Annotated in this window: 25 protein-coding genes; 14 read left to right on the top strand and 11 right to left on the bottom strand. The window is 73.5% G+C overall.

The annotated features are described in order from the left end of the window. The first annotated feature begins 106 nt into the window (after positions 1-106). From SNOUR_RS12235 to recX, 4 genes are all read left to right on the top strand, one after another. Positions 107-301, top strand: coding sequence for a DUF3046 domain-containing protein (locus tag SNOUR_RS12235; protein WP_039632166.1), 195 nt, complete (start codon positions 107-109; stop codon positions 299-301). 135 nt (positions 302-436) lie between these two features. Beyond that, positions 437-1,621 (top strand): AI-2E family transporter, encoded by a 1,185-nt coding sequence (locus SNOUR_RS12230; RefSeq protein ID WP_312635948.1) that lies wholly within the window; start codon positions 437-439, stop codon positions 1,619-1,621. Positions 1,622-1,843: 222 nt separating this feature from the next. Continuing rightward, positions 1,844-2,968 carry a recombinase RecA gene (gene recA, locus SNOUR_RS12225; RefSeq protein ID WP_067346425.1) on the top strand — a complete coding sequence of 375 codons (1,125 nt, stop codon included), beginning with the start codon at positions 1,844-1,846 and terminating at the stop codon, positions 2,966-2,968. 6 nt (positions 2,969-2,974) lie between these two features. Beyond that, on the top strand, positions 2,975-3,640 hold the full coding sequence (gene recX, locus SNOUR_RS12220; RefSeq protein WP_067346424.1) for a recombination regulator RecX: 666 nt from the start codon (positions 2,975-2,977) through the stop codon (positions 3,638-3,640). Positions 3,641-3,710: 70 nt separating this feature from the next. Here recX and SNOUR_RS12215 read toward each other — a convergent pair whose 3' ends face one another. The 8 genes from SNOUR_RS12215 to SNOUR_RS12185 all read right to left on the bottom strand — a co-directional run bounded on the left by SNOUR_RS12215 (position 3,711) and on the right by SNOUR_RS12185 (position 10,473). Continuing rightward, the gene (locus SNOUR_RS12215; protein ID WP_067346423.1) at positions 3,711-4,139 is read right to left on the bottom strand and encodes a rhodanese-like domain-containing protein; all 429 of its coding nucleotides are present in this window, start codon (positions 4,137-4,139) and stop codon (positions 3,711-3,713) included. 73 nt (positions 4,140-4,212) lie between these two features. Then, positions 4,213-4,755 carry a cupin domain-containing protein gene (locus tag SNOUR_RS12210; RefSeq protein ID WP_067346422.1) on the bottom strand — a complete coding sequence of 181 codons (543 nt, stop codon included), beginning with the start codon at positions 4,753-4,755 and terminating at the stop codon, positions 4,213-4,215. Between the two features lie 99 nt (positions 4,756-4,854). Next, positions 4,855-4,941, bottom strand: a complete 87-nt coding sequence (locus SNOUR_RS48300; RefSeq protein ID WP_312635946.1) for a putative leader peptide — start codon at positions 4,939-4,941, stop codon at positions 4,855-4,857. Further along, positions 4,934-6,706 carry an FAD-dependent monooxygenase gene (locus SNOUR_RS12205; RefSeq protein WP_067346421.1) on the bottom strand — a complete coding sequence of 591 codons (1,773 nt, stop codon included), beginning with the start codon at positions 6,704-6,706 and terminating at the stop codon, positions 4,934-4,936. Before SNOUR_RS12205 ends, SNOUR_RS48300 begins: the two co-directional genes overlap by 8 nt. A 183-nt stretch (positions 6,707-6,889) precedes the next feature. Then, on the bottom strand, positions 6,890-7,813 hold the full coding sequence (locus SNOUR_RS12200; protein WP_067346420.1) for an amino acid ABC transporter permease: 924 nt from the start codon (positions 7,811-7,813) through the stop codon (positions 6,890-6,892). Positions 7,814-7,904: 91 nt separating this feature from the next. After that, positions 7,905-8,552: an amino acid ABC transporter permease gene (locus tag SNOUR_RS12195; protein WP_039632149.1), complete on the bottom strand. Its 648-nt coding sequence runs from the start codon at positions 8,550-8,552 to the stop codon at positions 7,905-7,907. Between the two features lie 167 nt (positions 8,553-8,719). Next, a complete protein-coding gene (locus tag SNOUR_RS12190) occupies positions 8,720-9,631 on the bottom strand; it encodes a glutamate ABC transporter substrate-binding protein (RefSeq protein ID WP_067358193.1) in 912 nt (303 codons plus the stop codon). A 56-nt stretch (positions 9,632-9,687) separates the two neighbouring features. Next, entirely contained in the window at positions 9,688-10,473 is a 786-nt protein-coding gene (locus SNOUR_RS12185) for an amino acid ABC transporter ATP-binding protein (RefSeq protein ID WP_067346418.1), read from the bottom strand. A 283-nt stretch (positions 10,474-10,756) separates the two neighbouring features. Between SNOUR_RS12185 and SNOUR_RS12180 the strand changes: the two genes are divergently transcribed. Both SNOUR_RS12180 and SNOUR_RS12175 read left to right on the top strand, forming a co-directional pair. Continuing rightward, positions 10,757-11,500, top strand: a complete 744-nt coding sequence (locus SNOUR_RS12180) for a response regulator transcription factor (protein WP_067346417.1) — start codon at positions 10,757-10,759, stop codon at positions 11,498-11,500. Positions 11,501-11,515: 15 nt separating this feature from the next. Beyond that, positions 11,516-12,931, top strand: a complete 1,416-nt coding sequence (locus tag SNOUR_RS12175) for a sensor histidine kinase (RefSeq protein ID WP_067346416.1) — start codon at positions 11,516-11,518, stop codon at positions 12,929-12,931. A 194-nt stretch (positions 12,932-13,125) separates the two neighbouring features. Here the strand turns inward: SNOUR_RS12175 and SNOUR_RS12170 are convergent, their stop codons facing one another. Both SNOUR_RS12170 and SNOUR_RS12165 read right to left on the bottom strand, forming a co-directional pair. Next, positions 13,126-14,118, bottom strand: coding sequence for a TAXI family TRAP transporter solute-binding subunit (locus SNOUR_RS12170; protein WP_067346415.1), 993 nt, complete (start codon positions 14,116-14,118; stop codon positions 13,126-13,128). Between the two features lie 48 nt (positions 14,119-14,166). Then, positions 14,167-15,105, bottom strand: a complete 939-nt coding sequence (locus SNOUR_RS12165; RefSeq protein WP_067346414.1) for a LysR family transcriptional regulator — start codon at positions 15,103-15,105, stop codon at positions 14,167-14,169. 118 nt (positions 15,106-15,223) lie between these two features. Here SNOUR_RS12165 and SNOUR_RS12160 point away from each other — a divergent pair, with 118 nt between their 5' ends. The 3 genes from SNOUR_RS12160 to SNOUR_RS12150 all read left to right on the top strand — a co-directional run bounded on the left by SNOUR_RS12160 (position 15,224) and on the right by SNOUR_RS12150 (position 18,222). After that, positions 15,224-15,841 carry a maleylpyruvate isomerase family mycothiol-dependent enzyme gene (locus SNOUR_RS12160; protein ID WP_067346413.1) on the top strand — a complete coding sequence of 206 codons (618 nt, stop codon included), beginning with the start codon at positions 15,224-15,226 and terminating at the stop codon, positions 15,839-15,841. A 91-nt stretch (positions 15,842-15,932) separates the two neighbouring features. Further along, positions 15,933-17,441, top strand: a complete 1,509-nt coding sequence (gene miaB, locus SNOUR_RS12155) for a tRNA (N6-isopentenyl adenosine(37)-C2)-methylthiotransferase MiaB (RefSeq protein ID WP_099055816.1) — start codon at positions 15,933-15,935, stop codon at positions 17,439-17,441. Between the two features lie 61 nt (positions 17,442-17,502). Then, the gene (locus SNOUR_RS12150) at positions 17,503-18,222 is read left to right on the top strand and encodes a class III extradiol dioxygenase subunit B-like domain-containing protein (RefSeq protein ID WP_067346411.1); all 720 of its coding nucleotides are present in this window, start codon (positions 17,503-17,505) and stop codon (positions 18,220-18,222) included. A gap of 184 nt (positions 18,223-18,406) precedes the next feature. Here SNOUR_RS12150 and SNOUR_RS12145 read toward each other — a convergent pair whose 3' ends face one another. Next, positions 18,407-18,853: a hypothetical protein gene (locus SNOUR_RS12145; protein ID WP_067346410.1), complete on the bottom strand. Its 447-nt coding sequence runs from the start codon at positions 18,851-18,853 to the stop codon at positions 18,407-18,409. A gap of 181 nt (positions 18,854-19,034) precedes the next feature. On the opposite strand from SNOUR_RS12145, the gene miaA reads away from it, so the two are divergent. The 5 genes from miaA (at position 19,035) to SNOUR_RS12120 (ending at position 25,731) form a co-directional block, all read left to right on the top strand. After that, positions 19,035-19,973: a tRNA (adenosine(37)-N6)-dimethylallyltransferase MiaA gene (gene miaA, locus SNOUR_RS12140; protein ID WP_067346408.1), complete on the top strand. Its 939-nt coding sequence runs from the start codon at positions 19,035-19,037 to the stop codon at positions 19,971-19,973. Positions 19,974-20,082: 109 nt separating this feature from the next. Then, positions 20,083-20,637: a hypothetical protein gene (locus tag SNOUR_RS12135; RefSeq protein WP_174717865.1), complete on the top strand. Its 555-nt coding sequence runs from the start codon at positions 20,083-20,085 to the stop codon at positions 20,635-20,637. A gap of 79 nt (positions 20,638-20,716) precedes the next feature. Further along, positions 20,717-21,595 carry a diaminopimelate epimerase gene (gene dapF, locus SNOUR_RS12130; protein WP_067346402.1) on the top strand — a complete coding sequence of 293 codons (879 nt, stop codon included), beginning with the start codon at positions 20,717-20,719 and terminating at the stop codon, positions 21,593-21,595. A 208-nt stretch (positions 21,596-21,803) separates the two neighbouring features. Continuing rightward, positions 21,804-23,975, top strand: coding sequence for a RelA/SpoT family protein (locus SNOUR_RS12125; protein ID WP_067346400.1), 2,172 nt, complete (start codon positions 21,804-21,806; stop codon positions 23,973-23,975). A 136-nt stretch (positions 23,976-24,111) separates the two neighbouring features. Beyond that, positions 24,112-25,731, top strand: coding sequence for a M1 family metallopeptidase (locus SNOUR_RS12120; protein WP_067346399.1), 1,620 nt, complete (start codon positions 24,112-24,114; stop codon positions 25,729-25,731). The last annotated feature ends 76 nt before the right edge of the window (positions 25,732-25,807 follow it).

Below are 25,807 nucleotides of genomic sequence, written 5' to 3'. Positions count from 1 at the left end.
CGCGGCGGTATGAAGGGGGCTGGACCCGGATGCCCTCCCGGGCGCTCGCGCGGGGAGGCGGGAAACCGGGGAACGTGCAGGCCGGAGTGGGTACGAGGCGGGGATCATGCGGTTGACGGTGTTCTGGGAGCGGATGGCGGACCACTTCGGTGCGGGCTACGCCGACTCGTTCGCGCGCGATCACGTGATGGCGGAGCTCGGCGGTCGCACCATCCACGAGGCGCTGGCGGCAGGGTGGAGCGCCAAGGAGGTCTGGCGGGTGGTCTGCGCGGTGATGGACGTGCCGCAGAGCAAGCGGTGAGCGGGCCGCGGCCGGGTGTCGGTGCGGTAGGCGACACTTGGCAGCGTGTCCGTGACAGATGAGACCAGCAGCCACGACGGCCCCCGCCCCGACGACCCGCCGCGGGACCGGTCCGGCGACCGGCGCGAGGCGAGGATGCCGCGCTGGCTGCCGCGCGCCATGGTGCTCGCCCTCGCGCTGGTGGCCTGCTTCCAGCTCGCCACCTGGGGCTTCCACCAGCTGATCGGCCTGCTGCTGAACGTCCTCATCGCGTTCTTCCTGGCACTGGCCATCGAGCCGGCCGTCGACTGGATGGCCGGTCGGGGCATGCGCCGCGGGCTCGCCACCGGCCTGGTGTTCCTCGGGATCGTCGTCGCCACGGTCGGCTTCTTCGCGCTGCTGGGGTCCATGCTGGCCGGCCAGATCGCCACCATGGTCGAGGAGTTCCCGCAGTACCTGGACTCCGTCATCAGCTGGATCAACAGCACCTTCCACACCCACCTCTCCCGGGTCCAGGTGCAGAACAACCTGCTGAACTCCGACTGGCTGCAGAAGTACGTCCAGGACAGCGCCAACAACGTCCTGGCGGTCTCCGCACAGGTGCTGGGCGGGCTGTTCAACCTCCTCACGATCGCGCTGTTCTCGTTCTACTTCGCCGCCGACGGCCCCCGGCTGCGGCGGGCGCTGTGCTCGGTGCTGCCGCCCCGTCGTCAGGCCGAGGTGCTGCGCGCCTGGGAGATCGCCGTCGCCAAGACCGGCGGATACCTCTACTCCCGCGGGCTGATGGCGCTGATATCCGGCATCGCGCACTACGTCCTGCTGGAGATCCTGGGGGTTCCCTACGCCCCGGCGCTCGGCATGTGGGTCGGCCTGATCTCGCAGTTCATCCCGACGATCGGCACGTACATGGCGGGTGCGCTGCCCATCCTGATCGCGTTCACCGTCGACCCCTGGTACGCGCTGTGGGTCTTCGGCTTCGTCGTGGTCTACCAGCAGTTCGAGAACTACCTGCTCCAGCCCCGGATCACCGCCAAGACCGTGGACATCCACCCCGCGGTCGCCTTCGGATCGGTGATCGCCGGCACGGCGCTGATGGGCGCGGTCGGCGCGCTGATCGCGATCCCGGCCACCGCGACGCTCCAGGCGTTCCTGGGCGCGTACGTCAAGCGGTACGAGGTCACCCCGGACCCGCGGGTCCGCCGCTGGTCGCGGCGGCGCGGCGCGGCGCCGGAGGGCACCGGGGGCGCCGGGGACGTCGGGACGGCCGCGCCGGTCCCGGACCCGATCCCCGTCCCCGTCCGGGAGGGCGGGCCGGGCGAGGCGCGGCGGGACGCGGAGTGACTCCGGCGCCGCGGCGGTGCGGCGAGCGGCGCGCTTGACACCAAAATCGAACATCCATTCTCATGGGGAATCCGGCCGCCTGACGCGGCTCCGGCCCAGCGGAATCCAGGGCCGTCCGCGGAGTTATCCACAGGCCGGAGCCGGGGTCCGGGCGCATTGTCAGTGGCAGGGGTTAGCGTCATGGACGTGAAGCGATCGACTCAAGCAAACCGGGTGGAACCCATGGCAGGCACCGACCGCGAGAAGGCGCTGGACGCTGCGCTCGCACAGATTGAACGGCAATTCGGCAAGGGCGCGGTCATGCGCATGGGCGAGCGGTCGAAGGAGCCCATCGAGATCATCCCGACCGGCTCGACCGCCCTCGACGTCGCCCTCGGCGTCGGCGGCCTGCCCCGCGGCCGGGTCGTGGAGATCTACGGACCGGAGTCCTCCGGTAAGACCACCCTGACCCTGCACGCGGTGGCGAACGCACAGAAGGCCGGCGGCCAGGTCGCGTTCGTGGACGCCGAGCACGCCCTCGACCCCGAGTACGCGCAGAAGCTCGGCGTCGACATCGACAACCTCATCCTGTCCCAGCCGGACAACGGCGAGCAGGCCCTGGAGATCGTCGACATGCTGGTCCGCTCCGGGGCCCTGGACCTCATCGTGATCGACTCGGTCGCCGCCCTGGTGCCGCGGGCCGAGATCGAGGGCGAGATGGGCGACTCGCACGTCGGCCTCCAGGCCCGTCTGATGAGCCAGGCCCTGCGCAAGATCACCAGCGCGCTCAACCAGTCCAAGACCACCGCGATCTTCATCAACCAGCTCCGCGAGAAGATCGGCGTGATGTTCGGCTCCCCGGAGACCACGACCGGTGGCCGCGCGCTGAAGTTCTACGCCTCCGTCCGGATCGACATCCGCCGGATCGAGACCCTCAAGGACGGCACCGAGGCGGTCGGCAACCGCACCCGCTGCAAGGTCGTCAAGAACAAGGTCGCGCCGCCCTTCAAGCAGGCCGAGTTCGACATCCTCTACGGCCAGGGCATCAGCCGCGAGGGCGGCCTGATCGACATGGGCGTCGAGCACGGCTTCATCCGCAAGTCCGGCGCCTGGTACACCTACGAGGGCGACCAGCTCGGCCAGGGCAAGGAGAACGCCCGCAACTTCCTCAAGGACAACCCCGACCTCGCCAACGAGGTCGAGAAGAAGATCAAGGAGAAGCTGGGCATCGGCGTGAGGTCGGCGGACGCCGCGGCGGAGCCCGGTGCGGATGCCGCCGGCCCGGCGGCGGAGGCGTCGGCCAAGGCCGCGCCGGCGGCGGCCGCCAAGACCGCCAAGGGCACCAAGGCCGCGGCGACCAAGAGCTGACCCGTCATGACACGGCGAACGGAATGGCCCGACGGCGCCGGCTACGGCGCTGTCGGCGACGCCGAGAACCGTAGTGGCCGCGCGGGCGGCGCCGCTCCCGAAGGCGGCGCCGCAGCCGAGGACGGCGGTGGTCCCCTCCCGTCGAGGGCCGGGTCGGGACCGCCGCGTACGCCCGAGGAGCAGGCGCGGGCGATCTGCCTGCGCCTGCTCACCGGGAGTCCGCGGACCCGTCGGCAGCTCGCCGACGCCCTACGGGAGCGGGGCATCCCCGAGGAGGCCGCGGAGGAGGTGCTCGCCCGCTTCGAGGACGTCGGGCTGATCGACGACGCGGCGTTCGCCGGCGCCTGGGTGGAGTCCCGGCACCACGGCCGGGGCCTGGCCCGCCGTGCCCTGGCCCGGGAGCTCCGCACCAAGGGGGTGGACTCCGCCCTGATCGACGAGGCCGTCGGCCGCCTCGACCCGGAGCAGGAGGAGACCACCGCCCGCGTGTTGGTCGACCGCAAGCTGCGGGCGACCCGCGGCCTGGACCGCGACAAGCGGCTGCGCCGGCTGGCCGGCATGCTGGCCCGCAAGGGCTATCCGGAGGGCCTCGCCCTCCGCGTCGTCCGCCGAGCCCTGGAAGAGGAGGGCGAGGACCCCGAGATGCTGGATCACCACCTGCCGGACGCCTGAAGCGTTCCGGCCGGTGGCGTTCCGGCCGCCCTGTGTCCTCGAACTCCCGTCCCCCGCGGGGGGCTTGCCGTCACGTTCCCGTTCGCCCTCCGGACGGACGGCGGGACTTTGCGGACACACCCTGGCCGTCCACCGGCAGGCCCGCCGCGCGCCATGCCTGGAAGCCGCCGATCAGGTCGGTGGCGCGGTGCAGGCCCAGTGCGTGCAGGGAGACCGCGGCGAGGCTGGAGGCGTAGCCCTCGTTGCAGATCACGACGACCGGCAGATCGTGGTGGGTCGCCTCGGGGGCGCGGTGCGCGCCCGTCGGATCGAGCCGCCATTCCAGCTCGTTGCGCTCGACGATCAGCGCCCCGGGGACGGTCCCGTCGCGCTCCCGCAGCTCCGCGTAGCGGATGTCCACCAGCAGACCGCCGGTCGCCTGGAGCGCCGCGGCCTGTTCCGGATCCACCCGGGTCAGCGCGCGCCGGGCCCGTGCCAGCAGTTCGTCGATCCCGCTCATGCCGCGAACCTCCGTCGCCCGCCCCCGCGTGCGCCGGTCGCACGCCCTGCCGTCGTGTGCCCGCTCCGCTCGCTCATGTCCACTCCCCCGGGCGTTCGATCTCCTCCAGCCGCAGCACCGCTCCGCTGCGGCTGTACCGCCGCATCAGTGGCAGCGGCGGGTAGTAGGCGTGCACGGACACCGCATGGGTGTCGGCGGAGAGGTTGAGCACCTGGTGAACGTGGTGCGGGCCGAAGGCCCGCCCCCGCCCGTCGCTCAGCCGGCGCTCCCGGTCGACGCCGTCGGCGAGCTCCAGGGTCTTCCAGCCCTCGGTGGGGATCGTGGCGGCGAGCGACTGCTCGGTCAACTCCCCGGCGGCCGCCGCGAAGGCGCCGCGCGAACCGCCGTGGTCGTGCCAGCCGGTGCCGGTGCCGGGCGGCCAGCCGATCAGCCAGGCTTCGCCGCCGCCCGGCCCGTCGAGCCGGATCCAGGTGCGGCCTTCCGGATCGAGCGGCAGGGACGCGACCAGCGCGCGGTCGGCGGCGGTACGGCGGGCGAAGTCGAGGAGTTCGGCGGCGGTAGGGCCGCCGTCATGGGCGCGGGCACGCGGGCGCGCGGGGGACTGTACATCGGGCACGGAAACCGTCCTGAGTGATCGTGAGGGGCGCGGCCGTCGCACCACGACGCACTGCCGCGCAGAGGAGGCCGCCGCGGTCACCGGCCACGGCGGAGGAGATCAACAGGACGGACGACACCTGCAGCCCGCATAGCGGACCAGGTCCACATGGACCCTCCGCCAGAATCGCGAGCCGTGATCAGTCACTCTCGGAGTGAAGCACGGAGCTTCCCGGAGGGTCAACCGGCACAGCGTCTCCCGACGGCCCCGTCGGAGCGCCGTCCGGCCGGTCACCGGACTCCCCGGCGGTCCCGTCCGCGGCCGGCCGTCGGACCCCTTCCCCGGGCGCCCCGCCGCGCACCGCGTCCGCGCAGGCGGCCAGTTCGTCCGGGCGGACCCCGGACAGCGCGGCGACCACATGGCCGTCGGGCCGCACCACCAGCACGGTGTGCGCCGCGGCCCCCGGATACGCCTCGGTGACCAGGACCTCCGCGCGCATCGGCAGCGCGGCGACCGCCTCCGACAGACGGGGCATCAGCCCCGCCGACTGCCAGTGCCGCCGGTCCCACACGCCGGTACCGGGCGCCACCAGCACCACCAGCAGCCCCTGCCCGAGCCGGTCGCGCAGCCCCACCGACGAGCCGTCCGAGGCGGTGACCGGCACCTCCACCACCGGCTCCCCCGGGAGGGTGCCGACCGTCGCCTCGCCGGGCAGCCCGGCGGGCGCCGCCAGCGGCGTCCCCGCGTAGGAGGGCGCCCCGCCGAGGGGACCGCGACCCAGGTGGCCGTCGGTCAGCAGGGTGCTGCGCCCGCGCGCCGCGCCCGGCAGCACCGTCCGCCAGCGCACCGCTCCACCGTCCCGCAGCAGCGGCAGCGCCGAGTCGGTGGCCCGCAGCCGGGCGGCGACCGCGCCCCGACGCTCGACCTGATAGCTGTCCAGCAACGTCTCGGTGGCGCCGTGGTGCCAGGCCAGGCCCAGCTTCCAGGCGAGGTTCTCGGCGTCCCGCAGGCCCTCGTCCAGGCCCTGGGTGCCCAGTGCGCCCAGCAGATGGGCGGCGTCGCCGGCGAGGAAGGCGCGGCCCCGCCGCCAGGTCCGGGCGAGCCGGTGGTGGACGGTGTGGACACCGGTGTCGAGGAGTTCGTAGGGCGGGACCAGACCGGTGTGGCCGCGTCCGCCGGGCGTGCCGCCCTCGTCGCCGGTCCCGTCCGCCGCCGCCTCCGCCGCCCAGCCGGCCAGCGAGTCGCGGATCCGGGCCACCAGCGCGTCCGGGGTCACCAGGTCGCGCCCCGGGGGCAGCAGCCAGTCCAGCCGCCAGACCCCGCCGGGCAGCGGGCGGGCCGACACCTCGCTGACCCGTCCGCCGCCGTGCCGGGCCGGGGAGCGGTGCAGCAGCGCCTCGCCGGGCCAGGGAAGTTCGGTGCGCAGCGTGGCCACCGCGTGCCGCTCGACGGCGGTGCGCCCGGGGAAGCGGACGTCCAGCAGCTTGCGGACGGTGGACCGCGGGCCGTCGCAGCCGACGAGGTAACTCCCGCGCCACCACGTTCCGTTGTCGCCGCGGGTCTGGGCGCTGACACCCTTGGCGTCCTGTTCGACGGCGGCCAGCCGGCTGCCGGAGACGACCTGGGCGAGCGGTTCGCTGGTCAGCGCGGTGCGCAGCGCGCGGGTCAGCGCGTGCTGGGGGAGGTGCAGCGGGGACGCGTCGTCGCCGAAGGCGACCCGTTCCAGCAGTCGGCGGCGGCGCATGGTGCGCCACGCCGACCAGCGGGCGCCGGTGCCCGACAGGGCGTCCGCGCAGCCGAGCCGGGCGGCGAACGCCGCGGTGTCCGGGCGGAGTACGACGGTGCGGGCGGGCCGGGGCTCCTCCTGGCCGTCGGTCTCGTCGAGGACGACGACGGGTACCGCGTGCCGGGTCAGCGCGAGGGCGAGGGCGAGTCCGACCGGGCCGGCACCGACGACGATCACCGGCTCCACGGCGCGGCTCCCTGGATCCGGCGGTACGTACGGGACGTGCGGGAACTGGCAGTGGGGGCCCGGTGCGTGATCACACAGCGTATGCAACCCATTGCGACCGCCGCCGTCAAGTGACGGAGGCGGTGGCGCCGTTGCCACCGCCTCCGGACGGCCGGTACCGGCCGCGGTGGGCCGGACCTTCCGTCAGTCCTTCGTGCCGGCCGGGGCCTCGGCGCTCTCCGCGGCGTCCGCGGCCGCCACCGGCTCGGCTGCCGCGCCGACCCGGATACCGGTCCGGGCCCGGCGCCCGCGCCGCTCGATCCAGGTGGCCAGGGCGGACAGCGCCAGGCACATCGCCACGTAGATGCTGCCGATGACGATGATCACCGGGATGTAGGTGTCGTTCCCGTTGACGATGATGTTGGTGCTCATCAGGCGGGCGGTGTAGAGGAGTTCCTCGAAGGTGATGATGTAACCGAGCGAGGTGTCCTTCAGGGTCACCACCAGCTGGCTGATGATCGTGGGCAGCATCGCCCGGACCGCCTGCGGGAGCAGCACGGTCGTCATGACCTGCGTCTTGCTCAGGCCGAGCGCGTACGCGGCCTCCTTCTGGCCCTTGGGCACGGCGTTGATGCCGGCCCGCAGCACCTCGGCCTGCACCGAACCGTTGTAGACCGTCAGGCCCGCGACCAGCGCCCAGAACTGCGGCTGGCTGCCGGTCAGGCCCAGCGCGTCCCGGTTGGTGAGCAGGATGACCCACAGTGCGTAGATCGTGATCAGCAGCGGGACCGCGCGGAACAGCTCGATGAAGCCGGTGGCCAGCCAGCGGATCGGCTTGTGGTCGGAGAGTCGGGCCACCGTCAGCAGCAGGCCCAGCACCAGCGACAGCACCGCCGCCACCGCAAAGACCTGAAGGGTCGTCAGGACACCGTCGCGGATGCTGGTACGCACCCCGGCGTAGTTGAAGATCCGCCAGACCTCGGGGTCCAGTTGGCCCTTGGCGTCCAGCCGCAGGAACGCGAAGGCGATCAGCCCCAGCACCGCCAGCGCGCCGATGACGCTGTAGACGCGGTTGCGGGCCTTCGCCTTCGGCCCCGGCACGTCGTAGAGAACGCTCGCGCCACTCATGCCCTTACCTCGCTTCGTCCCGTCCCGCCGGTGCGCGGCGACGGCGCCCGTCCGTACATGTCGTTCCTGGTGTCACGGCTGCCGGTGCCACTCATCGGGCGACCCCCAACCGGCGCTCCAGCAGCCGGAACAGGCCGCTGACTGCGAAGGTGATGACGAGGTAGGCCAGCGCCGTCCACAGGAAGATCCAGGCGATCGGGTAGCCCCTGTCGTTGAGCAGCTTGGAGACGTTGAACAGCTCGCCGTAGCCGAACGCGCCGGCGATCGCGGAGTTCTTGGTGAGCGCGATGATGATGCTGCTCAGCGGCGGGATCACGGTGCGGGTCGCCTGCGGGAGCACCACCAGCCGCAGCGTCTGGGGGAAGCTCATGCCCAGGCTGCGGGCCGCCTCCGCTTGGCCCAGCGGCACGGTGGTGATGCCGGACCGCACCGCCTCGCACACGAACGAGGAGGTGTAGAAGCCGAGCGCCAGCGTGGCCAGGACGTACGGGCTGGCACCCTGGAAGAGGATCTGCGGCACGACGAAGAAGGCGACCAGGAAGAGCAGCGTCAGCGGCGTGTTGCGCAGCACCGTCACCCAGGCCGTGCCGAAGGCGCGCAGCGGCGGGACCGGAGAGACCCGGAAACCGGCTATGAGCACGCCGAGCACCAGCGCGAGCAGCGCGGCGGACGCGGTGATCGCCAGGGTTCCGAGGAACCCGTCCCGGAACTCGGGCAGATAATCGAGGAGTACGTTCATGGGGTCTCCGCGGTAGCGGTCGGGTCGGCGGCGGGTAACGGCGGGGTACTACGGGCAACTGCGCGACGCCGCCCGCGGGGCGGTGGGGGTGCGCGGAAGACAGCGCGCCCCGTACACCCGTCGCGGCGGGCGTACGGGGCGGCGCGGTCCGGTGCGTGCGCGGGCCGTCAGTAGCGCGGCAGCGGCGTCTCCGGGGCGACGTAGGCGGAGCCGGACTTGCCGAGCGTGGCCTCGTACGCCTTCTTGTAGTCGCCGTTCTTGATGTGGTTCTCCAGCGCGGTGGTGATCGCGTCGCGCAGCGCCTTGTCGTCCTTGCCCAGGCCGACGCCGTAGGGCTCCTTGGTGAAGGGCTTCCCGACGACGCGGAGCTTGCCCGGGCGCTGGGCGGCGTAGCCCTTGAGGATCGCGTCGTCGGTGGTGACCGCGTCGACCGAGCCGTCCAGCAGGTTCTTCACGCAGTCCGAGTACTTCGACAACTCGGTGGTGTTGGCGCCGTACTTCTTCTTCTTGATCTCCTGGAGCGGGGTGGAGCCGACGATCGAGCAGACCTTCTTGCCCTGGAGGGCGTCCGGCCCGGTGACCGCCTTGTCGTCCTGGCGCACCAGGAGGTCGGCGCCGGCGGTGTAGTACGGGCCCGCGAAGCTGACCTGCTTCTTGCGCTCGTCGTTGATGGTGTACGTACCGACGTAGTAGTCGACCTGGCCCTTGGAGATGGCGGTCTCGCGGACGTTGGAGTCGACGGTCTGGAAGTTGATCTGCTTCGCGGAGAAGCCCAGGTCGGCGGCGATCATCTTGGCGATCTCGATGTCGAAGCCGGAGTAGGTGTTGGTCGCCGGGTCCTTGAAGCCGAGGAACGGCTGGTCGGCCTTGACGCCGATGGTGATCTTGCCGGCCTTCTGGGCCTTCTGCAGCGTCGGGGAGTCGACCTTGACGTCCTTGGCGACCTGGTAGTCGGCGCTGTAGACGTCGCTTCCGGGCTGCTTGTCGCCTGCCGATCCGGACTGGCCGCCGCACGCGGTCGCCGTCGCCGCCAGCGCGAGCATCATCGCGCCCGCCGCAGCCGTCTTACGCATCCTCATGGTGAACATCCTTTGGTTCAACAGGTGTTGGCAATCATGGTGGCCCGACTGCGGCCTCAGTGGTGGAGGATCTTCGACAGGAAGTCCTTCGCCCGGTCGGTGCGCGGGTTGTTGAAGAACTGGTTCGGCTCGGCCTCTTCGATGATCTTGCCGTCCGCCATGAAGACCACCCGGTTCGCCGCGGAGCGCGCGAACCCCATCTCGTGGGTGACCACGACCATCGTCATGCCGTCCCGGGCGAGCTGCTGCATGACCTCCAGCACCTCGTTGATCATCTCCGGGTCCAGCGCCGAGGTCGGCTCGTCGAAGAGCATCACCTTCGGGTCCATCGCCAGGGCGCGGGCGATCGCCACCCGCTGCTGCTGGCCGCCGGAAAGCTGGGCGGGGTACTTCTCCGCCTGGGCGCCGACGCCGACCCGGTCGAGCAGCGTCCTGGCCTTCTTCTCCGCGGTCGCCTTGTCCGTCCTGCGGACCTTGGTCTGGCCCAGCATCACGTTTTCCAGCACGGTCTTGTGCGCGAAGAGGTTGAAGGACTGGAACACCATGCCCACGTCGGCACGCAGCCGGGCCAGTTCACGCCCCTCCTGGGGCAGCGGCTTGCCGTCGATGCCGATACTGCCGGTGTCGATGGTCTCCAGGCGGTTGATCGTGCGGCAGAGGGTGGACTTGCCGGACCCGGAGGGCCCGATCACCACGACCACCTCGCCGCGCCGGATCGTCAGGTTGATGTCCTGGAGCACGTGCAGCGCGCCGAAGTGCTTGTTCACGTTGTCCAGCACGACCAACGGTTCTCCCGCGGGCGCAGGGCCCCCGGCGTTCTTGGCCACCGGTACTTCGCTCATCGGCGTACAGCTCCGTCCTCCTCGGTTGGGAGGACCCTAATGACGGGCTGCGACCAGCGTCATTACTTCTGAGCGAGAATTGAGCATAACGATCCGGCTGCAAACGGACACCTAGTGTGAACGGGCAGGCGGGCGGGGCGGCGAGCGAATACTGACGGTACGTCCCCGGGGGGGTACCGGGTGGGTAACGGATGGCGGACCGGAGGTGGCGGCCTCTTGACGGCTGGGCCACCCATCGCCGTAGATGCCCTGTGGCCCGTACGCGTACCGAGAGGAGGGCCCGATGAGACTGCTGCTCGTCGAGGACGACGACCATGTCGCCGCGGCCCTGTCCGCGGTGCTGTCCCGGCACGGCCTGACCGTGGTGCACGCCCGCAGCGGCGGCGAGGCGCTGCAGGCGCTGCTGCCCGACGACGCCGAGCCGTTCGCCGTGGTGCTGCTCGACCTCGGGCTGCCCGACCAGGACGGCTTCGAGGTGTGCGGCCGGATCCGCAAGGTCTCCGCGACCCCGGTCATCATGGTCACCGCGCGCTCCGACGTCCGCTCCCGGATACACGGCCTCAACCTCGGCGCCGACGACTACGTCGTCAAGCCCTACGACACCGGTGAACTGCTGGCCCGCATCCACGCGGTGAGCCGGCGCACCGGCGCGGCAGGGACCGGCGCCGACCAGCCGGTCGAGGAGAGCGTCCCCCGGGAGCCGCTGCGGCTCGGGTCGCTCGCCGTCGAACTCCCCACCCGCCAGGTGTCCGTGGACGGGACGGTCGTCCCGCTCACCCGTAAGGAGTTCGACCTGTTGGCCCTGCTCGCGCAGCGCCCCGGGGTGGTCTTCCGCCGGGAGCAGATCATCAGCGAGGTCTGGCGGACGAGCTGGGAGGGCACCGGCCGCACGCTGGAGGTGCACATCGCCTCGCTCCGCGCCAAACTCCGCATGCCGGCGCTGATCGAGACGATCCGCGGCGTCGGCTACCGCCTCGTCGCCCCGGTCGCCGGCCCCGCGCCGGACGTCCGGCCGCCGGCCCCCTGACGGCTGCCCGGCCCCGTGCGCACCCGACTCCTCCCGCTCCTCATCGTGCTGATGGCCGGCGTGCTGCTCGCGCTCGGCGTGCCGCTCGGCGTGATCACCGCCGGGGTGGAGCAGCAGAAGGTGGTCGTCGACCGGATCGACGACGCCGCCCGGTTCGCCTCCCTCGCCCAGTTCGTCACCGCCCGCCCCAGCGCCGACGCCGGCAACAAGACCCCGGAGGAGGACGAGCGGCTGGCCACCCTCCGGGCCGAACTCACCCGCTACGAGGAGCTCTACGGGATCCGGGCCGGCGTCTTCTACCGCGACCGCACCCCGATGGCCGCCGCCCCGCAGGACCTGACGGTGCCGACCGGCGGTGAGGGCGCCCAGGCGTTCAGCGAGGCGCTGGCCGGCCGCCGCAGCCACGACCCGCACCAGATCTGGCCCTGGGACGACACCGGCCGGATCCCGGTCGCCTCGCCGGTCATCCGCGACGGCGACGTGGTCGCCGTGGTCGTCACCGACTCGCCCACCGGCCGGATGCGGGCGCGCATCCTGCACGGCTGGCTGCTGATCGCGGCCGGGGAGTGCGCGGCCATGCTGGTCGCCGTCGCCGCGGCGTTCCGGCTCACCGGCTGGGTGCTGCGCCCGGTCCGGGTGCTCGACACGGCCAGCCACGACATCGCCACCGGCCGGATGAACGCCCGGGTCGCCGCCACCGCGGGACCGCCCGAACTCCGCCGGCTGGCCCGCTCGTTCAACGAGATGGCCGACCACGTCGAGGACGTCCTGGAACAACAGCGCGCCTTCGTCGCCGACGCCTCCCACCAGCTGCGCAACCCGCTGTCCGCGCTGCTGCTGCGGATCGAGCTGCTGGCCCTCGAACTCCCCGAGGGCAACGAGGAGATCGCCTCCGTCCGCACCGAGGGCAAACGGCTCGCCCGAGTGCTGGACGACCTCCTCGACCTGGCGCTCGCCGAGCACGCCGCCGCCGACCTCCAGCTCACCGACGTCGCGGCGCTGGCCGCCGAACGCATCGACGCGTGGCGCCCGTTGGCCGAGGACAAGGGCGTCCGCCTCACCTACGAGGGGCGTCCCGCGGTCACCGGCTGGGCCGACCCGGTCGCCCTCTCCAGCGCCCTGGACGCGGTCGTCGACAACGCGCTGAAGTTCACCCCGGCCGGTGAACCGGTCGCGGTGGCGGTGACCCCCGACGGCGAACGCGTCACGATCACCGTCGCCGACCGCGGACCCGGGTTGGCCGAGGACGAACTTGCCCGGATCGGCGACCGGTTCTGGCGCAGCGGCCGGCACCAGAACGTCTCCGGCTCCGGCCTCGGCCTGTCGATCACCCGCACGCTGCTCGCCGCCGGCGGCGCGACCATCGCCTACGCGCCGCACCCGCCGCACGGCCTGACGGTCACCGTCTCCGTGCCGCGCAGCGCGCCCTGACCGGTCCGCGGCATCGCGCACCCCGCATCGCGCGACCTCTTGCACGACGTATTGCACGACGTATTGCGCGGCTCATTGCACCGAGGCAATCACGGCATTGCGCCGCGCATCGCACCGACCGGCTCGCCGCACACCGGGCGACGCACCCGCCGTTGCCCCCCCCGCCGTTGCCCTTGCGGTTCCCGCCGCTCCCGTCACTGCTTGACCGAGACGTAGTAGTCCCGGGCCCCGGTGTGCAGCGGCAGCGGATCGGTGAACACCGCCGTGCGCAGGTCCACGTTCTGCGCCGCGTGCACCTCGTGGCCGATCGCGTCCCGGCTGTTGATGACGGTCCGGGTGATCCCGAACGTCAGCGCCGCGTCCTCCCGGTCCGTGGTCACCAGCAGGTTCGCCACCGCGATCGTCTTCACCGCCTGCCCGTTCTGGACCCGCGGATAGGCGTCGGCCGGCATCACCGCCGCACGGTAGTAACGGGTCCGCTCGCCCTGCCGGTGCAGCGCCGGGATCAGGTCCCCCAGCTGCACCAGCCGCACCGGGTACCGCTGCGCCAGGCGCTGCACCGCCAGCGTCGGCAGCCCGCCCGACCAGAAGAACGCGTCCAGATCGCCGTGCTCCAACATGCCCGGCATCCGGTCGATGCCCACCCGTACCGGGACGATGTCCGTCCCGAAGTCCAGGCCGGCCGCCTCCAACAGTCGCCGGGTGATCAGCTGGACGCCCGACCCGTCCGCGCCGACCCCCACCCGCAGCCCCCGGAGATCGCGGGCCGAGCGCACCGCGGACCCCCGGGGCACCACCAGCTGCATGTAGTCGTCGTAGAGCCGGGCGCAGGCCCGCAGCCGGTCCGCGCCGGGCTCCTGCCGGTCGCGGTAGGTGGCCACCGCGTCCGCCGTAGCGATGGTGAACCCGGCCCGCCCGGTGGCAAGTTGGCGCAGATTGTCGATCGATCCCTCGCTCCGCTCCAGGCGCAGGTCCACCTCCGGCAGGTCCCGTGCGAGATCGTCCTTCAGCAGCTCCCCGTAGCGCGCGTACACCCCGGTCGGCACGCCGGTGGCCAGCGTCACCTGGCCCCGGGGTGTGGCGGACCCGCCCGGCCGCACACACCACAGCACCAGCCCGAGCAGGGCCAGGGCCGCGGACGCCGCGGTCAGCGCCCGGCGGCGGCCGGGGCGGGAGAGGATCGCCATGGGCCGGATCCTGCCAGCCCGCACGCCCCTAAGGGAGGGGCCGGAAGGTCACGTCTCGGCCGCCGTCCGGTCACCGGGCCGGGGCGCCGTCCCCAAGGCCCCCCGCAGCCGCTCCAGCAGCGCCCGGGCCGCCGGCCCGGCCGGCCCGTCCGCCCGCCAGGCCAGCGCGATCCGGCCCCGCGGCCGGGCCCCGCGGAACTCCAGCGTCCGCAGTCCGCCGGCGCCCGCCGCGGCGCCCGCCGGCACGACCGCCACGCCCAGGCCGCGCGCCGCGAGCCCGGCCAGCAGCTTCGGCGACGCCGCCTCGAAGGCGATCCGCGGCCGGAACCCCGCGTCGGCACAGACACGTTCCAGCGCCGCGCGGCTCCCGGTGCCGCGCGGCAGGCTGATCAGCGGCAGGTCGCGCAGCGCGGTCAGCGGGATCCGCCCGCCGTCCGCGTCCGCCAACAGCGGATCGTCCGGGGCGACCGCCGCGACCAGCGGTTGGTCCACGACGATCTGGAACGCCAGCCCCGGCGGCGGCTCCTCATCGGCGGTCCCGAGCAGCGCCAGGTCCAACTCCCCGCACTGCAGCGCGGCGAGCATCCGCTCCGAACTGTCCTCGGTGAGCGCGATGTCCACCTGCGGATGGGCGTCGTGGAAGTCCGCCAGCAGCGACACCGCCTCGGCCTCCCGCACCACGTCGGCCCCCGACACCAGCCCGAGGGTGACCTGGCCGCGCAGCAGCCCGGTGAACTCCGCCACGGTCTCCCGCACGCCCTCGACGGCGGCCAGCGCGGCCCGCGCGTACGGCAGCACGGCCGCGCCCACCTCGGTGAGCGTCACCGACCGGCCGGAGCGGTCCAACAGCGGCTGCCCCAGCTCCCGTTCGAGCTGCCGGACCTGGGCGCTGACCCCCGGCTGGGCCAGGTGCAGACGGGCCGCGGCCCGGGTGAAGTTGGCCTCCTCCGCCACCGCGACGAAGTACTGGAGCTGCCGAAGTTCCATAACCAGCGATTCTAGGTGCGAGAAGATCAAACTCTTGGACTTATGGTCGCGCCGCCAACATCCTGGAAACCGACCGGCCCCCCCGCATACCGGGCCGGACCGGACCCGGGGAGCAACGATGGACATCCGTGCCGCGATCGCCGCCGAACGCCGCGCACTCGCCGACCTGCTGGACGCCCTCTCGCCCGAGCAGTGGGACGCGCCCTCACTGTGCGCGGGCTGGCGGGTTCGCGAGGTGGCGGCCCACCTGTCGCTGGGCTTCCGCTACTCCTTCCCCAAGATCGCCGCCGAGCTCCTCAAGGCCCGCGGCAGCCTGCACCGGATGACCGACCGCTGCGCCCGCGAGGACGCCGCCACCCTCCCGCCGGCCGCCCTCGCCGCGGCCCTGCGGGACAACGCGCACCACCCCTGGACCCCACCGGTCGGCGGCTTCGAGGCGGCTCTGGGCCACGACGTCGTGCACGGCCTCGACATCGCCGTCCCGCTCGGCCTGGACCGCCGCGTCCCCGAGGACCGGCTGCGGGTCCTGCTCGCCGGCATCACTCCGCGCGGCGCGAAGTTCTTCGGCGCCGACCTCGACGGCGTCGCCCTGCGCGCCGACGACCTGGACTGGTCCTACGGCACCGGGACCCCGCTCCGCGGCGCCGCCCAGGACCTCCTGATGGTGGCCTTCGGCCGGAAACTCCCACCGGGCCGGCTGCACGGCGAGGCACGGTCCCGTTTCGCCACGGCCTGAGCCCGTGCCGCCCCCGTGGTCGCGCCCCGCGACCACGGCCGCGGAGCACCCCGGCGGGAGCCCGTACCCTGGACGGGTGAGCGGTAACGACGTGGCCGGGGGAGCAGGGGCCGAAGTGAAAACGTACGAGGTGCGCACCTACGGGTGCCAGATGAACGTCCATGACTCCGAGCGGCTCTCGGGCCTGTTGGAGGACGCGGGCTACGTACGGGCCCCGGAGGGCACCGACGAGGGCGACGCCGACGTCGTCGTCTTCAATACCTGCGCGGTGCGCGAGAACGCCGACAACCGGCTGTACGGCAACCTCGGCCGGCTCGCGCCGGTCAAGGCCCGGCGGCCCGGCATGCAGATCGCGGTCGGCGGCTGCCTGGCCCAGAAGGACCGCGACACCATCGTCAAGAAGGCGCCCTGGGTGGACGTCGTCTTCGGCACGCACAACATCGGCAAGCTGCCGGTCCTCCTGGAGCGCGCCCGCGTCCAGGAGGAGGCGCAGGTCGAGATCGCCGAGTCGCTGGAGGCGTTCCCCTCGACGCTGCCGACCCGTCGGGAGAGCGCCTACGCGGCCTGGGTCTCCATCTCCGTCGGCTGCAACAACACCTGCACGTTCTGCATCGTCCCGGCGCTGCGCGGCAAGGAGAAGGACCGCCGCCCCGGCGACATCCTCGCCGAGGTCGAGGCGCTGGTCGCCGAGGGCGTCTCCGAGATCACCCTGCTCGGCCAGAACGTCAACGCCTACGGCTCCGACATCGGCGACCGCGAGGCGTTCAGCAAGCTGCTGCGGGCCTGCGGGAAGATCGAGGGGCTGGAGCGGATCCGCTTCACCTCCCCGCACCCGCGCGACTTCACCGACGACGTGATCGCGGCGATGGCCGAGACGCCCAGCGTCATGCCGCAGCTGCACATGCCGCTGCAGTCCGGCTCCGACACCGTCCTGAAGGCGATGCGCCGCTCCTACCGCCAGGAGCGCTACCTCGGGATCATCGAGAAGGTGCGCGCCGCCATCCCGCACGCGGCGATCACCACCGACATCATCGTCGGCTTCCCCGGCGAGACCGAGGAGGACTTCGAGCAGACCCTGCACGTCGTCCGGGAGGCCCGGTTCGCCCAGGCGTTCACCTTCCAGTACTCCAAGCGCCCCGGCACCCCCGCCGCCGAGATGGCCGACCAGATCCCCAAGCAGGTCGTGCAGGCCCGCTACGAGCGCCTGGTCGCTCTCCAGGAGGAGATCTCCTGGGAGGAGAACAAGAAGCAGGTCGGCCGCACCCTGGAGCTGATGGTCGCGGAGGGCGAGGGCCGCAAGGACGACGCCACCCACCGGCTCTCCGGCCGCGCCGCCGACAACCGCCTGGTGCACTTCACCAAGCCGGACGAGCCGGTGCGCCCCGGCGACGTGGTCACCGTCGAGGTCACCTACGCCGCCCCGCACCACCTCCTCGCCGAGGGCCCGGTCCTGGAGGTGCGCCGCACCCGCGCCGGCGACGCCTGGGAGAAGCGGCAGGCCACCGAGGCCGCCAAGCCGGCCGGGGTGCTGCTGGGCCTGCCGAAGGTCGGCGTCCCGGCGCCGCTGCCGGCCTCCGCGCCCGGCTGCGGCTGCGACTGACCCCGGCCGCTCCCGGCCGACCGGCGGCCCCGCGCGACGGCCCGGGCGTTACGCTGCGTGCATGCTCGTAGCCGCCGCCATCTGCCCCTGTCCGCCGCTGCTCGTCCCCGACGTCGCCGCCGGCGCCGCACCGGAGCTGGACCCGGTGCGCGCCGCCTGCCTGGACGCCGTCGGGGTGCTCGCCGCGGCCCGGCCCGACCGGCTGGTCGTGCTGGGCCCGGCCGCCGACGAGAGCGGCGAGGGACGGTATCCGCAGGGTGCCCCCGGCTCGTTCCGCGGCTTCGGGGTGGAGCTCGACGTGACGCTGGGCGCCGACGGCGCGGCGCCGGCGCCCGGGCCGCAGCTGCCGCCGTCGCTGGCCGTCGGCGCCTGGCTGCTGTCCCGCACGGCCTGGTCCGACGCACCCGTGGAGGGGCTGGGGGTGGCCGAGCGGCTGCCCGGCGACCGCTGCCGCCCACTGGGCCGGGAACTCGCCGGTTCCGCGTCCCGGGTGGCGCTCCTGGTGCTCGGCGACGGCAGCGCCCGCCGCTCGATCAAGGCGCCGGGCTACTTCGACGAGCGGGCCGAGGCGTTCGACGCCGACGCGGCCCGCGCCCTGGGAACCGCCGACACCACCGCGCTGGCCGCCCTGGACGACCGGCTGGCCGCCGACCTGCTCGCGTCCGGACGGTCCTGCTGGCAGGTCCTGGCGGGCGCCGCCGAGGGAGCCGGGCTGCGAGGCCAACTGCTGCGCGAGGAGGCCCCGTACGGCGTCGGCTACATGGTGGCGGCCTGGACGTGATCCCGCGCGGACGGGCGGTCCAGCGGCTCCGTCCTCCCGGCGTCGTGCTCTGAGTTTCCCGGGTTCTCCGCGTTCTCTGCCGTCTCGGTGGTTCTTGCCTTTCCGGCCGCGCACGCCGCGGCGCGGCGGACGCGGGGGAGCCGGAGCGCCCCGCGTCCGCCGCGCCGCGGCTGTCGACGGTCGGCTACTTCCGCGTGCCGCCGCCCGCCTCGCTGTCCACCGCGGGCTCCGCGGCCTGCTGCCGCGGGATCCCGGCGGCACCGTCCGCGGCGCTCGTCCCGACGGGCGCCGGCTCCGCGCCGTCCGCCGCCGTGCCGTCCGGCTCCGCGGCGGCCTGCTCCGCGGAGGCCCCTGCGCCCTGCGCCGCATCCTCCTCCGCCGTGTCGGCCGCCTCCTCGGGCGGCTCCGCGGCGCCGTCCGCCTCCCGGCCCCCCGCGGCGTCCTCCGGTGCCTCCGCAGCCTCGGCAGCCTCCGTTGCCGTCTCCGCCAGCGCCTGCGCCGCGGTCTCGGGCGGTTCCGGGGCGGCGGCCCCCTCCGCCCCCGACGACTCCTCCGCCGCAGCCTCCGCCACCGCGGCACCCTCCTCCGCCGCGTCGGACTTGCGCCGGCGGAACCGCGAAAACACGCCCATAACTGCTCCTACGCTCCTCATGTGGGCGAAATCCCTCATCGCCCGGAGCGTCCCCTTGCGTCGCCCGACGGGCCCCGGCAGCGCACCGGCGTTCGGGATCTCGCATCAGGCAACGATGCCGTCCGTGCCCCGTCACGTCGCTCGTTCGAGATGGCGCCGGGAGGTTTGCGAGACTGACGGGGTGAACACCGTCGCCCCCGCTCCGCGGGTCATCGCCGTCGTCGGCCCCACCGCGGCCGGAAAGTCCGATCTGGGCGTCGCGCTCGCCCGGCACCTGGGCGGTGAGGTGATCAACGCCGACTCGATGCAGCTCTACCGCGGCATGGACATCGGCACCGCCAAACTCACCCCCGAGGAGCGGGCGGGCGTCCCGCACCACCTCCTCGACATCTGGGACGTCACCCGCGCGGCCAACGTCGCCGAGTACCAGCGGCTGGCCCGCGCCGAGATCGACCGGCTGCTGGCCGAGGGGCGCACCCCGGTCCTGGTCGGCGGCTCCGGCCTCTACGTCCGCGGCGCCCTGGACGTGCTGGACTTCCCCGGCACCGACCCCGCCGTGCGCGCCCGCCTGGAGGCCGAGCTCGCCGAGCAGGGCAGCGGCGCCCTGCACGCCCGGCTCGCCGCCGCCGACCCGGAGGCCGCCCGCGCCATCCTGGCCGGCAACGGCCGCCGGATCGTGCGCGCCCTGGAGGTCATCGAGCTCACCGGCCGCCCGTTCACCGCCAACCTCCCGCGCCACGAAGCGGTCTACGACACCCTGCAGATCGGCGTCGACGTCGAGCGCCCCGAGCTCGACGAGCGGATCGCCACACGGGTCGACCGGATGTGGGAGGCCGGCCTGGTCGACGAGGTGCGCGGACTGGAGGCCGAGGGGCTGCGCGAGGGCCTCACCGCCTCGCGGGCGCTCGGCTACCAGCAGGTCCTGGCGTATCTGGCGGGGGAGTGCACCGAGCAGGCGGCGCGTGACGAAACGGTGCGCGCCACCAAGCGCTTCGCGCGCCGTCAGGACTCGTGGTTCCGCCGGGACCCGCGGGTCCACTGGCTCAGCGGCGCCGCCGACCGGCGGGCCGACCTCCCGTCCCTGGCACTGGCGTTGCTCGAACGACCGGTCACAGCCTGATCACGTCATGGCATCGGGACGCTCCGGCCGTCATCCGGGCCCCTGAGGGCGTGTCATCATCGACCATCGATCGAGGCGTGCAAGCTGGCAGTGGGGAGGGCGCGTGGCAATGGAGGCCGGCCCTCGCAACCGAGCCCAACAACCGGACCGGGACGCTGCCGGGGCGGCGGCGCAGGCCGAGGACGGCCCGGCCGTGCCCGACGCCCGCACCGAGCCCGACGACCGCCTCCACGCGCCCGAGGACGGCATCCCCGACGGCCACCCGGCCACCCTCGACGCCTCGGACGGCCCCGACGCCGAGCCCGGCCCGACCCCCGAGGGCGGCGAGTCCTTCCGCGACCTGCGCCCGCCCCGGCGGCTGCGGCTGTGGCAGCTCGCCCCGATAGTGGCGCTGGCCGCCGTCGGCTCGCTGATGTTCGCCTTCCCGCTGGCCTTCGAGTTCGGCGGCGACGGCGGCGCGGTGATCGCCATGCTCGGCCTGCTGCTGTGCTGCTGCGCCGCCGGCGCGGGCATGATGGCGGCCCGCCGGGTCGGCCACACCTGGCCCGGCCTCCCGGTCCGCGGCTCCGGGCGCCGCGCCAGCTGGCGGGTGGTCCTCCTGTATGCGAGCGTGGTCGCCGTCCTCGCCGCGCTGGCGATCTGGCGGGTGGCCCGCCTCCGCTGAGGCCCCGCTCCCCGGCCCGGCGCCCGCCGCGGCCCGGCCCCGACCGGCCGACGTTCCGCCCTCCCCGTAGGATTCAAGGGTGACCAGCACCCAGCGCATCGCCTTCCTCAAGGGCCACGGCACCGAGAACGACTTCGTGATCGTCCCGGATCCGGACGGCCGGATCGACCTGCCCGCGACCGCCGTCGCCCGGATCTGCGACCGCCGCGCCGGGGTGGGCGGCGACGGACTGCTGCACGTGGTGCGGTCCGCCGCGCACCCGGAGGCGCGGGCGATGGCCGACGACGCCGAGTGGTTCATGGACTACCGCAACGGCGACGGCACGATCGCCGAGATGTGCGGCAACGGCCTCCGGGTCTTCGCCCGCTACCTCCTGCACGCCGGGCTGGTCGAGGCCGGCGACGTCGCGATCGCCACCCGCGCCGGGGTGCTCCGGGTGCACCTCGCCAAGACCGGCGACGTGACCGTCTCCATGGGGCGCGCCGTGCTCCCCGAGGACGGCGTGGTGGTCGAGGTCGGCGGGCGCAGCTGGCCGGCCCGCAACGTCAACATGGGCAACCCGCACGCCGTCGCGTTCGTCGAGGACCTGGCGCACGCCGGTGAGCTGCGGGAACAGCCGGAGTTCGGCCCGGCCGCGGTGTACCCGGACGGTGTGAACATCGAGTTCGTCGTGGACCGCGGCCCGCGCCACGTGGCGATGCGGGTGCACGAGCGGGGCGCCGGCGAGACCCGTTCCTGCGGCACCGGCGCCTGCGCGGTGGCCGTCGCCACGGCCCGCCGGGACGGCCTGGACCCGGCCGTGACCGGCACCCCGGTGACGTACCTCGTCGATGTGCTGGGCGGCAGCCTGACCATCACCGAGCTGCCGGACGGCACGGTCGAGATGACCGGTCCGGCCGTGATCGTGGCCGAGGGCACCTTCGCGCCGGAGTGGCTGGCGGGCGTGCTCGCCGGCTGACGGGCGCCGGAGCACGCCCCTCGCCCAGGGGAAGCGGTTTCGGCGAGGAGAAACGATTCCGGCCAGAAAGTTCCCTCGAATGGGTGATCCGTTTCACGCTGAGCGAGAGGCGGACAGCGCTGCGTGATGGGCTCGGTAGCATCAAGCACCGGCCCAGGCGCCCGAACTGACGGCGTCCCACCGCCGGTCGACGCCGCCGGAGGTGCCCATGAGCGCAGAGGCCACGAACCCTGGTAACCCTGAAGCAGCGGACCGCCGGCGCGGCCGCCCCGGGCCGGCGCTCCGGGGGCTCCGCCGCATCGGCCGCGCCGCACTCCTCGGCCCCGCCCCCCGCGACGGGCTGCCGGACGCCCTGGAACACGTCGCCAAGGTGCACCGACACCACCACCCCGACGCCGACCTGGACACCCTCAGCAGGGCGTACCAACTCGCCGAGTCCTCGCACCGCGGCCAGACGCGCAAGAGCGGCGAGCCGTACATCACCCACCCGCTCGCGGTCACCCTGATCCTCGCCGAACTGGGCGCGGAAACCACGACGTTGACCGCCTCCCTGCTCCACGACACCGTCGAGGACACGGATGTGACGCTGGATCAGGTGCGGGCCGAGTTCGGCGCCGAGGTCTGCTACCTGGTCGACGGCGTCACCAAACTGGAGAAGGTCGACTACGGCACGGCGGCCGAGCCGGAGACCTTCCGCAAGATGCTCGTCGCCACCGGCAACGACGTCCGGGTGATGTCCATCAAGCTCGCCGACCGGCTGCACAACATGCGCACCCTCGGCGTGATGCGCCCGGAGAAGCAGGCCCGGATCGCCGGGGTCACCCGCGACGTGCTGATCCCGCTCGCCGAACGCCTCGGCGTCCAGGCGCTCAAGACCGAGCTGGAGGACCTGGTCTTCGCGATCCTGCACCCCGAGGAGTACGCCGAGACCCGGCGCCTGGTGGAGAAGTACGGCGGCCACCCCGACCCGCTCGCCGCGATCGCCGCCCGGGCCCGGACGATCCTGGCCGACGCCGGCATCGACGCCCAAGTCCTCGTCCGGCCACGGCACTTCGTCTCCGTGCACCGGGTCCTGCTGGCGCGCGGCCGGATCACCGGCGCGGACCTGGGGCGGCTGCTGGTCCTGGTGGCCGAGGACGCCGACTGCTACGCCGTCCTCGGGGAGCTGCACACCTGCTTCACCCCGGTGGTCTCGGAGTTCAAGGACTTCATCGCGGCCCCCAAGTTCAACCTCTACCAGTCGCTGCACACCGCCGTCGGCGGCGAGACCGGCGAGATCGCCGAGACCCTGATCCGCACCCACCGGATGCACCGGGTCGCCGAGGCCGGGGTGATCGCGTTGGGCAACCCCTACGCCCCCACCGACGGCGCGGACGCACCCGAGGGCGAACGGGCCGACCCCACCCGTCCCGGCTGGCTCGACCGGCTCCTGGAATGGCAGCGCACCACCCCCGACCCCGACACCTTCTGGACCTCGCTCCGCGACGACCTCGCCCAGGACCGCGAGATCACCGTCTTCTGCACCGACGCCGCAGCGGACGGCCCGGCCGGCACCATCGGGCTGCCCGCCGGAGCGAGCTGTGTGGACGCGGCGTACGCCAAGCACGGCGAGGCCGCGCACGGCTGCATCGGCGCCCGGGTCAACGGCCGCCTCGCCACGCTCGGCACCGTCCTGCACGACGGCGACAACCTCCACCTGCTGATGGCCCAAGACGCCGATGGCCTGGCCGGACCCTCGCCGGAGTGGCTCGACCACACCCGCACCCCCGCCGCCCGACTCGCCATCTCCCGCTGGCTGGCCCGGTCCCAGGGCACCGCCGTGCCGCCCGCCGCGCCCGCCGGGCGGCACGGCGAACGCCGCCGGGTGCCGGCCCACCGCCCGGCCGGCCCGGACCGCGCCGGGGCCGCCTCCGGCCTGGTGGTGGCCGATCTGCCCGGCGCCACCGTCCGGCTGGCCGGCTGCTGCACACCGGTGCCGCCGGACACCGTCACCGGCTTCGCGGTCCGCGGCGGCACGGTCACCGTGCACCGCGCCCTGTGTCCGGCGGTGGCCCGGATGGCGGCGATGGGTCGGCAGCCGGTCGGGGTGCGCTGGCGGGGCGCGGCCAAGGGCGGCCACGGCTGCCGGGTGACGCTGCTGGCCGAGGCGTTCAGCCGGCCGCATCTGCTGCCCGACCTCACCGAGGCGATCGCCGCCCAGGGCGCCGCGGTGGTCTCCGCCGCCGTCGAACCCCCGCACGAGCAACTGGTCCGGCACACCTACACCCTCCACCTGCCCAACGCCGCCGGGCTGCCCTCCCTGATGCGCGCGATGCGCCAGGTACCCGGCGTCTTCGACGTGGTCCGGGCCGCCACGGCGGTGCGCACGGGGAACTGCTGACCCCGCTCCCGGAATCCGCCCGTCCGACAGCAGAACGCGCGCGCGGGCGCAAGCGGACGGGCGAGCAGCCGCTCGTTCGGGTGCCGTCCAGCCGTGCCGTCCACGGGCGGGCGGGCCGCGCTGATACCGGTAGCCCATGTCCCTTCCCTTGCGCCGTCCGTCCGGCGAGCCCGACGGGCCAGCCGCCGACCGTTCCGCCCTCGACCGGGACCGCCCCCGCGCGCGCCGCGGCCGGATCCCCCGCCGGGCCGCCGCCCTCGGCCTCGCCGTCGCCGCCACGATCGCTGCGGCCGCGCCGCAGCCGGCCGAGCCGCTGGGCATCGGCGACCGCCTCTTCCCGATGCTCGGCAACCCCGGCTACCACGTCACCTCGTACGACATCTCCCTGGACTACTCGGGCCACAACGACCGTCCGATGGACGTGATCACCGTGATCAAGGCCCGGGCCACCGCCAACCTCGATCGGCTCAACCTCGACTTCGCCGACGGAACCGTGCGTTCGGTCCTCGTCGACGGGCAGCCCGCCCGGCACGAGCAGGCCGGCGAGGACCTGGTCCTCACCCCCGCCTCGCACATCCACCCCGGGCAGGACCTGCGGATCGTCGTCCACCACACCAGCGACCCGCGCGGCCGGGGCGACGGCGGCTGGATCCGCACCACCGACGGACTGGCGATGGCCAACCAGGCGGACGCCGCGCACCGGGTCTTCCCGTGCAACGACCACCCCTCCGACAAGGCCGAGTTCACCTTCCACATCACCACGCCCGAGGGCCTGGTGGCGGTCGCCAACGGGCTGCCGGTCGGCGAGGGCACCCGCGGCGCGCGCCGCACCTGGACGTACCGCACCGCCCACCCCATGGCCACCGAACTGGCGCAGATCTCCATCGGGCGGTCCGGCGTCGTGAACCACCACGGTCCGCACGGGCTGCCGCTGCGCGACGTCGTCCCCTCCTCGGCCCGGCTCCAGCTGGCCCGCTGGCTCGCCAAGACGCCGGACCAGATGGCCTGGATGGAGAGCAAGGTCGGACCGTTCCCGTTCGAGACGTACGGGGTGCTGATCGCCGACGCCAGCACCGGCTTCGAGCTGGAGACCCAGACCCTCTCGCTCTTCGAGAAGCGCCTGTTCACCACCGTCCAGCTGCCCGACTGGTACGTGGAGTCGGTGATGGTGCACGAGCTGTCCCACCAGTGGTTCGGCGACAGCGTCAGCCCCCGCCGGTGGTCCGACGTCTGGCTCAACGAGGCCCACGCCACCTGGTACGAGGCCCTCTACGCCGATGAGAAGGGCGACCACCGCGCCTCCCTGGAGACCCGGATGAAGCACGCCTACGAGGCGTCCGACGGCTGGCGCGCGGAGGGCGGCCCGCCCGCCCTGCCCAAGGTCCCCGACAAGGGCCGGAAGACCGGCATCTTCCGCCCGGTGATCTACGACGGCAGCGCCCTGGTCCTGTACGCCCTGCGGCACAAGATGGGGAAGGCCGGCTTCGAGCGCCTGGAGAGGGAGTGGGTGGCCAAGCACCGCGACGGGGTGGCCGGCACCGCCGACTTCATCGACCTCGCCTCCCAGATCTACGGCCACAACCTCTCCGGCTTCTTCTGGGACTGGCTGTACGGCGCCAAGACCCCGCCGATGCCCGGCCACCCGGACTGGAAGCAGCAGCAGGTCAAGAAGGTCCCGGCGGACGGCGGCAAGCAGCAGTCCGCGGAGCGGCACGTGGCGACCACGCCCGGTGCGCCGCACCTGCACAAGGGGTGACCGTCGCCCGGAGTGGAAGGCGTGCGGGCCGTGCCGGCGGCACGGCCCGCACGGCGCACCCGGCGCACACCGGAAA

Origin of the sequence: Streptomyces noursei ATCC 11455 (assembly GCF_001704275.1) — a bacterium.
Classification (GTDB): Bacteria; Actinomycetota; Actinomycetes; order Streptomycetales; family Streptomycetaceae; genus Streptomyces; species Streptomyces noursei.
The sequence above is the reverse complement of the archived record's forward strand: the minus strand, read 5'-3'. Positions and strand labels throughout refer to the sequence as shown.

Bases quoted from the DNA above. Each gene is read 5' to 3' on its own strand.
- SNOUR_RS12165 (WP_067346414.1), bottom strand. From the start codon at position 15,105: ATGGAACTTCGGCAGCTCCAGTACTTCGTCGCGGTGGCGGAGGAGGCC.
- SNOUR_RS12180 (WP_067346417.1), top strand. From the start codon at position 10,757: ATGAGACTGCTGCTCGTCGAGGACGACGACCATGTCGCCGCGGCCCTG.
- SNOUR_RS12185 (WP_067346418.1), bottom strand. From the start codon at position 10,473: ATGAGCGAAGTACCGGTGGCCAAGAACGCCGGGGGCCCTGCGCCCGCG.
- SNOUR_RS12215 (WP_067346423.1), bottom strand. From the start codon at position 4,139: ATGAGCGGGATCGACGAACTGCTGGCACGGGCCCGGCGCGCGCTGACC.
- SNOUR_RS12190 (WP_067358193.1), bottom strand. From the start codon at position 9,631: ATGAGGATGCGTAAGACGGCTGCGGCGGGCGCGATGATGCTCGCGCTG.
- SNOUR_RS12235 (WP_039632166.1), top strand. From the start codon at position 107: ATGCGGTTGACGGTGTTCTGGGAGCGGATGGCGGACCACTTCGGTGCG.
- SNOUR_RS12125 (WP_067346400.1), top strand. From the start codon at position 21,804: ATGAGCGCAGAGGCCACGAACCCTGGTAACCCTGAAGCAGCGGACCGC.
- SNOUR_RS12145 (WP_067346410.1), bottom strand. From the start codon at position 18,853: ATGGGCGTGTTTTCGCGGTTCCGCCGGCGCAAGTCCGACGCGGCGGAG.
- SNOUR_RS12160 (WP_067346413.1), top strand. From the start codon at position 15,224: ATGGACATCCGTGCCGCGATCGCCGCCGAACGCCGCGCACTCGCCGAC.
- SNOUR_RS12170 (WP_067346415.1), bottom strand. From the start codon at position 14,118: ATGGCGATCCTCTCCCGCCCCGGCCGCCGCCGGGCGCTGACCGCGGCG.
- SNOUR_RS12150 (WP_067346411.1), top strand. From the start codon at position 17,503: ATGCTCGTAGCCGCCGCCATCTGCCCCTGTCCGCCGCTGCTCGTCCCC.
- recX (WP_067346424.1), top strand. From the start codon at position 2,975: ATGACACGGCGAACGGAATGGCCCGACGGCGCCGGCTACGGCGCTGTC.
- SNOUR_RS12120 (WP_067346399.1), top strand. From the start codon at position 24,112: ATGTCCCTTCCCTTGCGCCGTCCGTCCGGCGAGCCCGACGGGCCAGCC.
- SNOUR_RS12200 (WP_067346420.1), bottom strand. From the start codon at position 7,813: ATGAGTGGCGCGAGCGTTCTCTACGACGTGCCGGGGCCGAAGGCGAAG.
- SNOUR_RS12230 (WP_312635948.1), top strand. From the start codon at position 437: ATGCCGCGCTGGCTGCCGCGCGCCATGGTGCTCGCCCTCGCGCTGGTG.
- recA (WP_067346425.1), top strand. From the start codon at position 1,844: ATGGCAGGCACCGACCGCGAGAAGGCGCTGGACGCTGCGCTCGCACAG.
- SNOUR_RS12195 (WP_039632149.1), bottom strand. From the start codon at position 8,552: ATGAACGTACTCCTCGATTATCTGCCCGAGTTCCGGGACGGGTTCCTC.
- SNOUR_RS12135 (WP_174717865.1), top strand. From the start codon at position 20,083: ATGGAGGCCGGCCCTCGCAACCGAGCCCAACAACCGGACCGGGACGCT.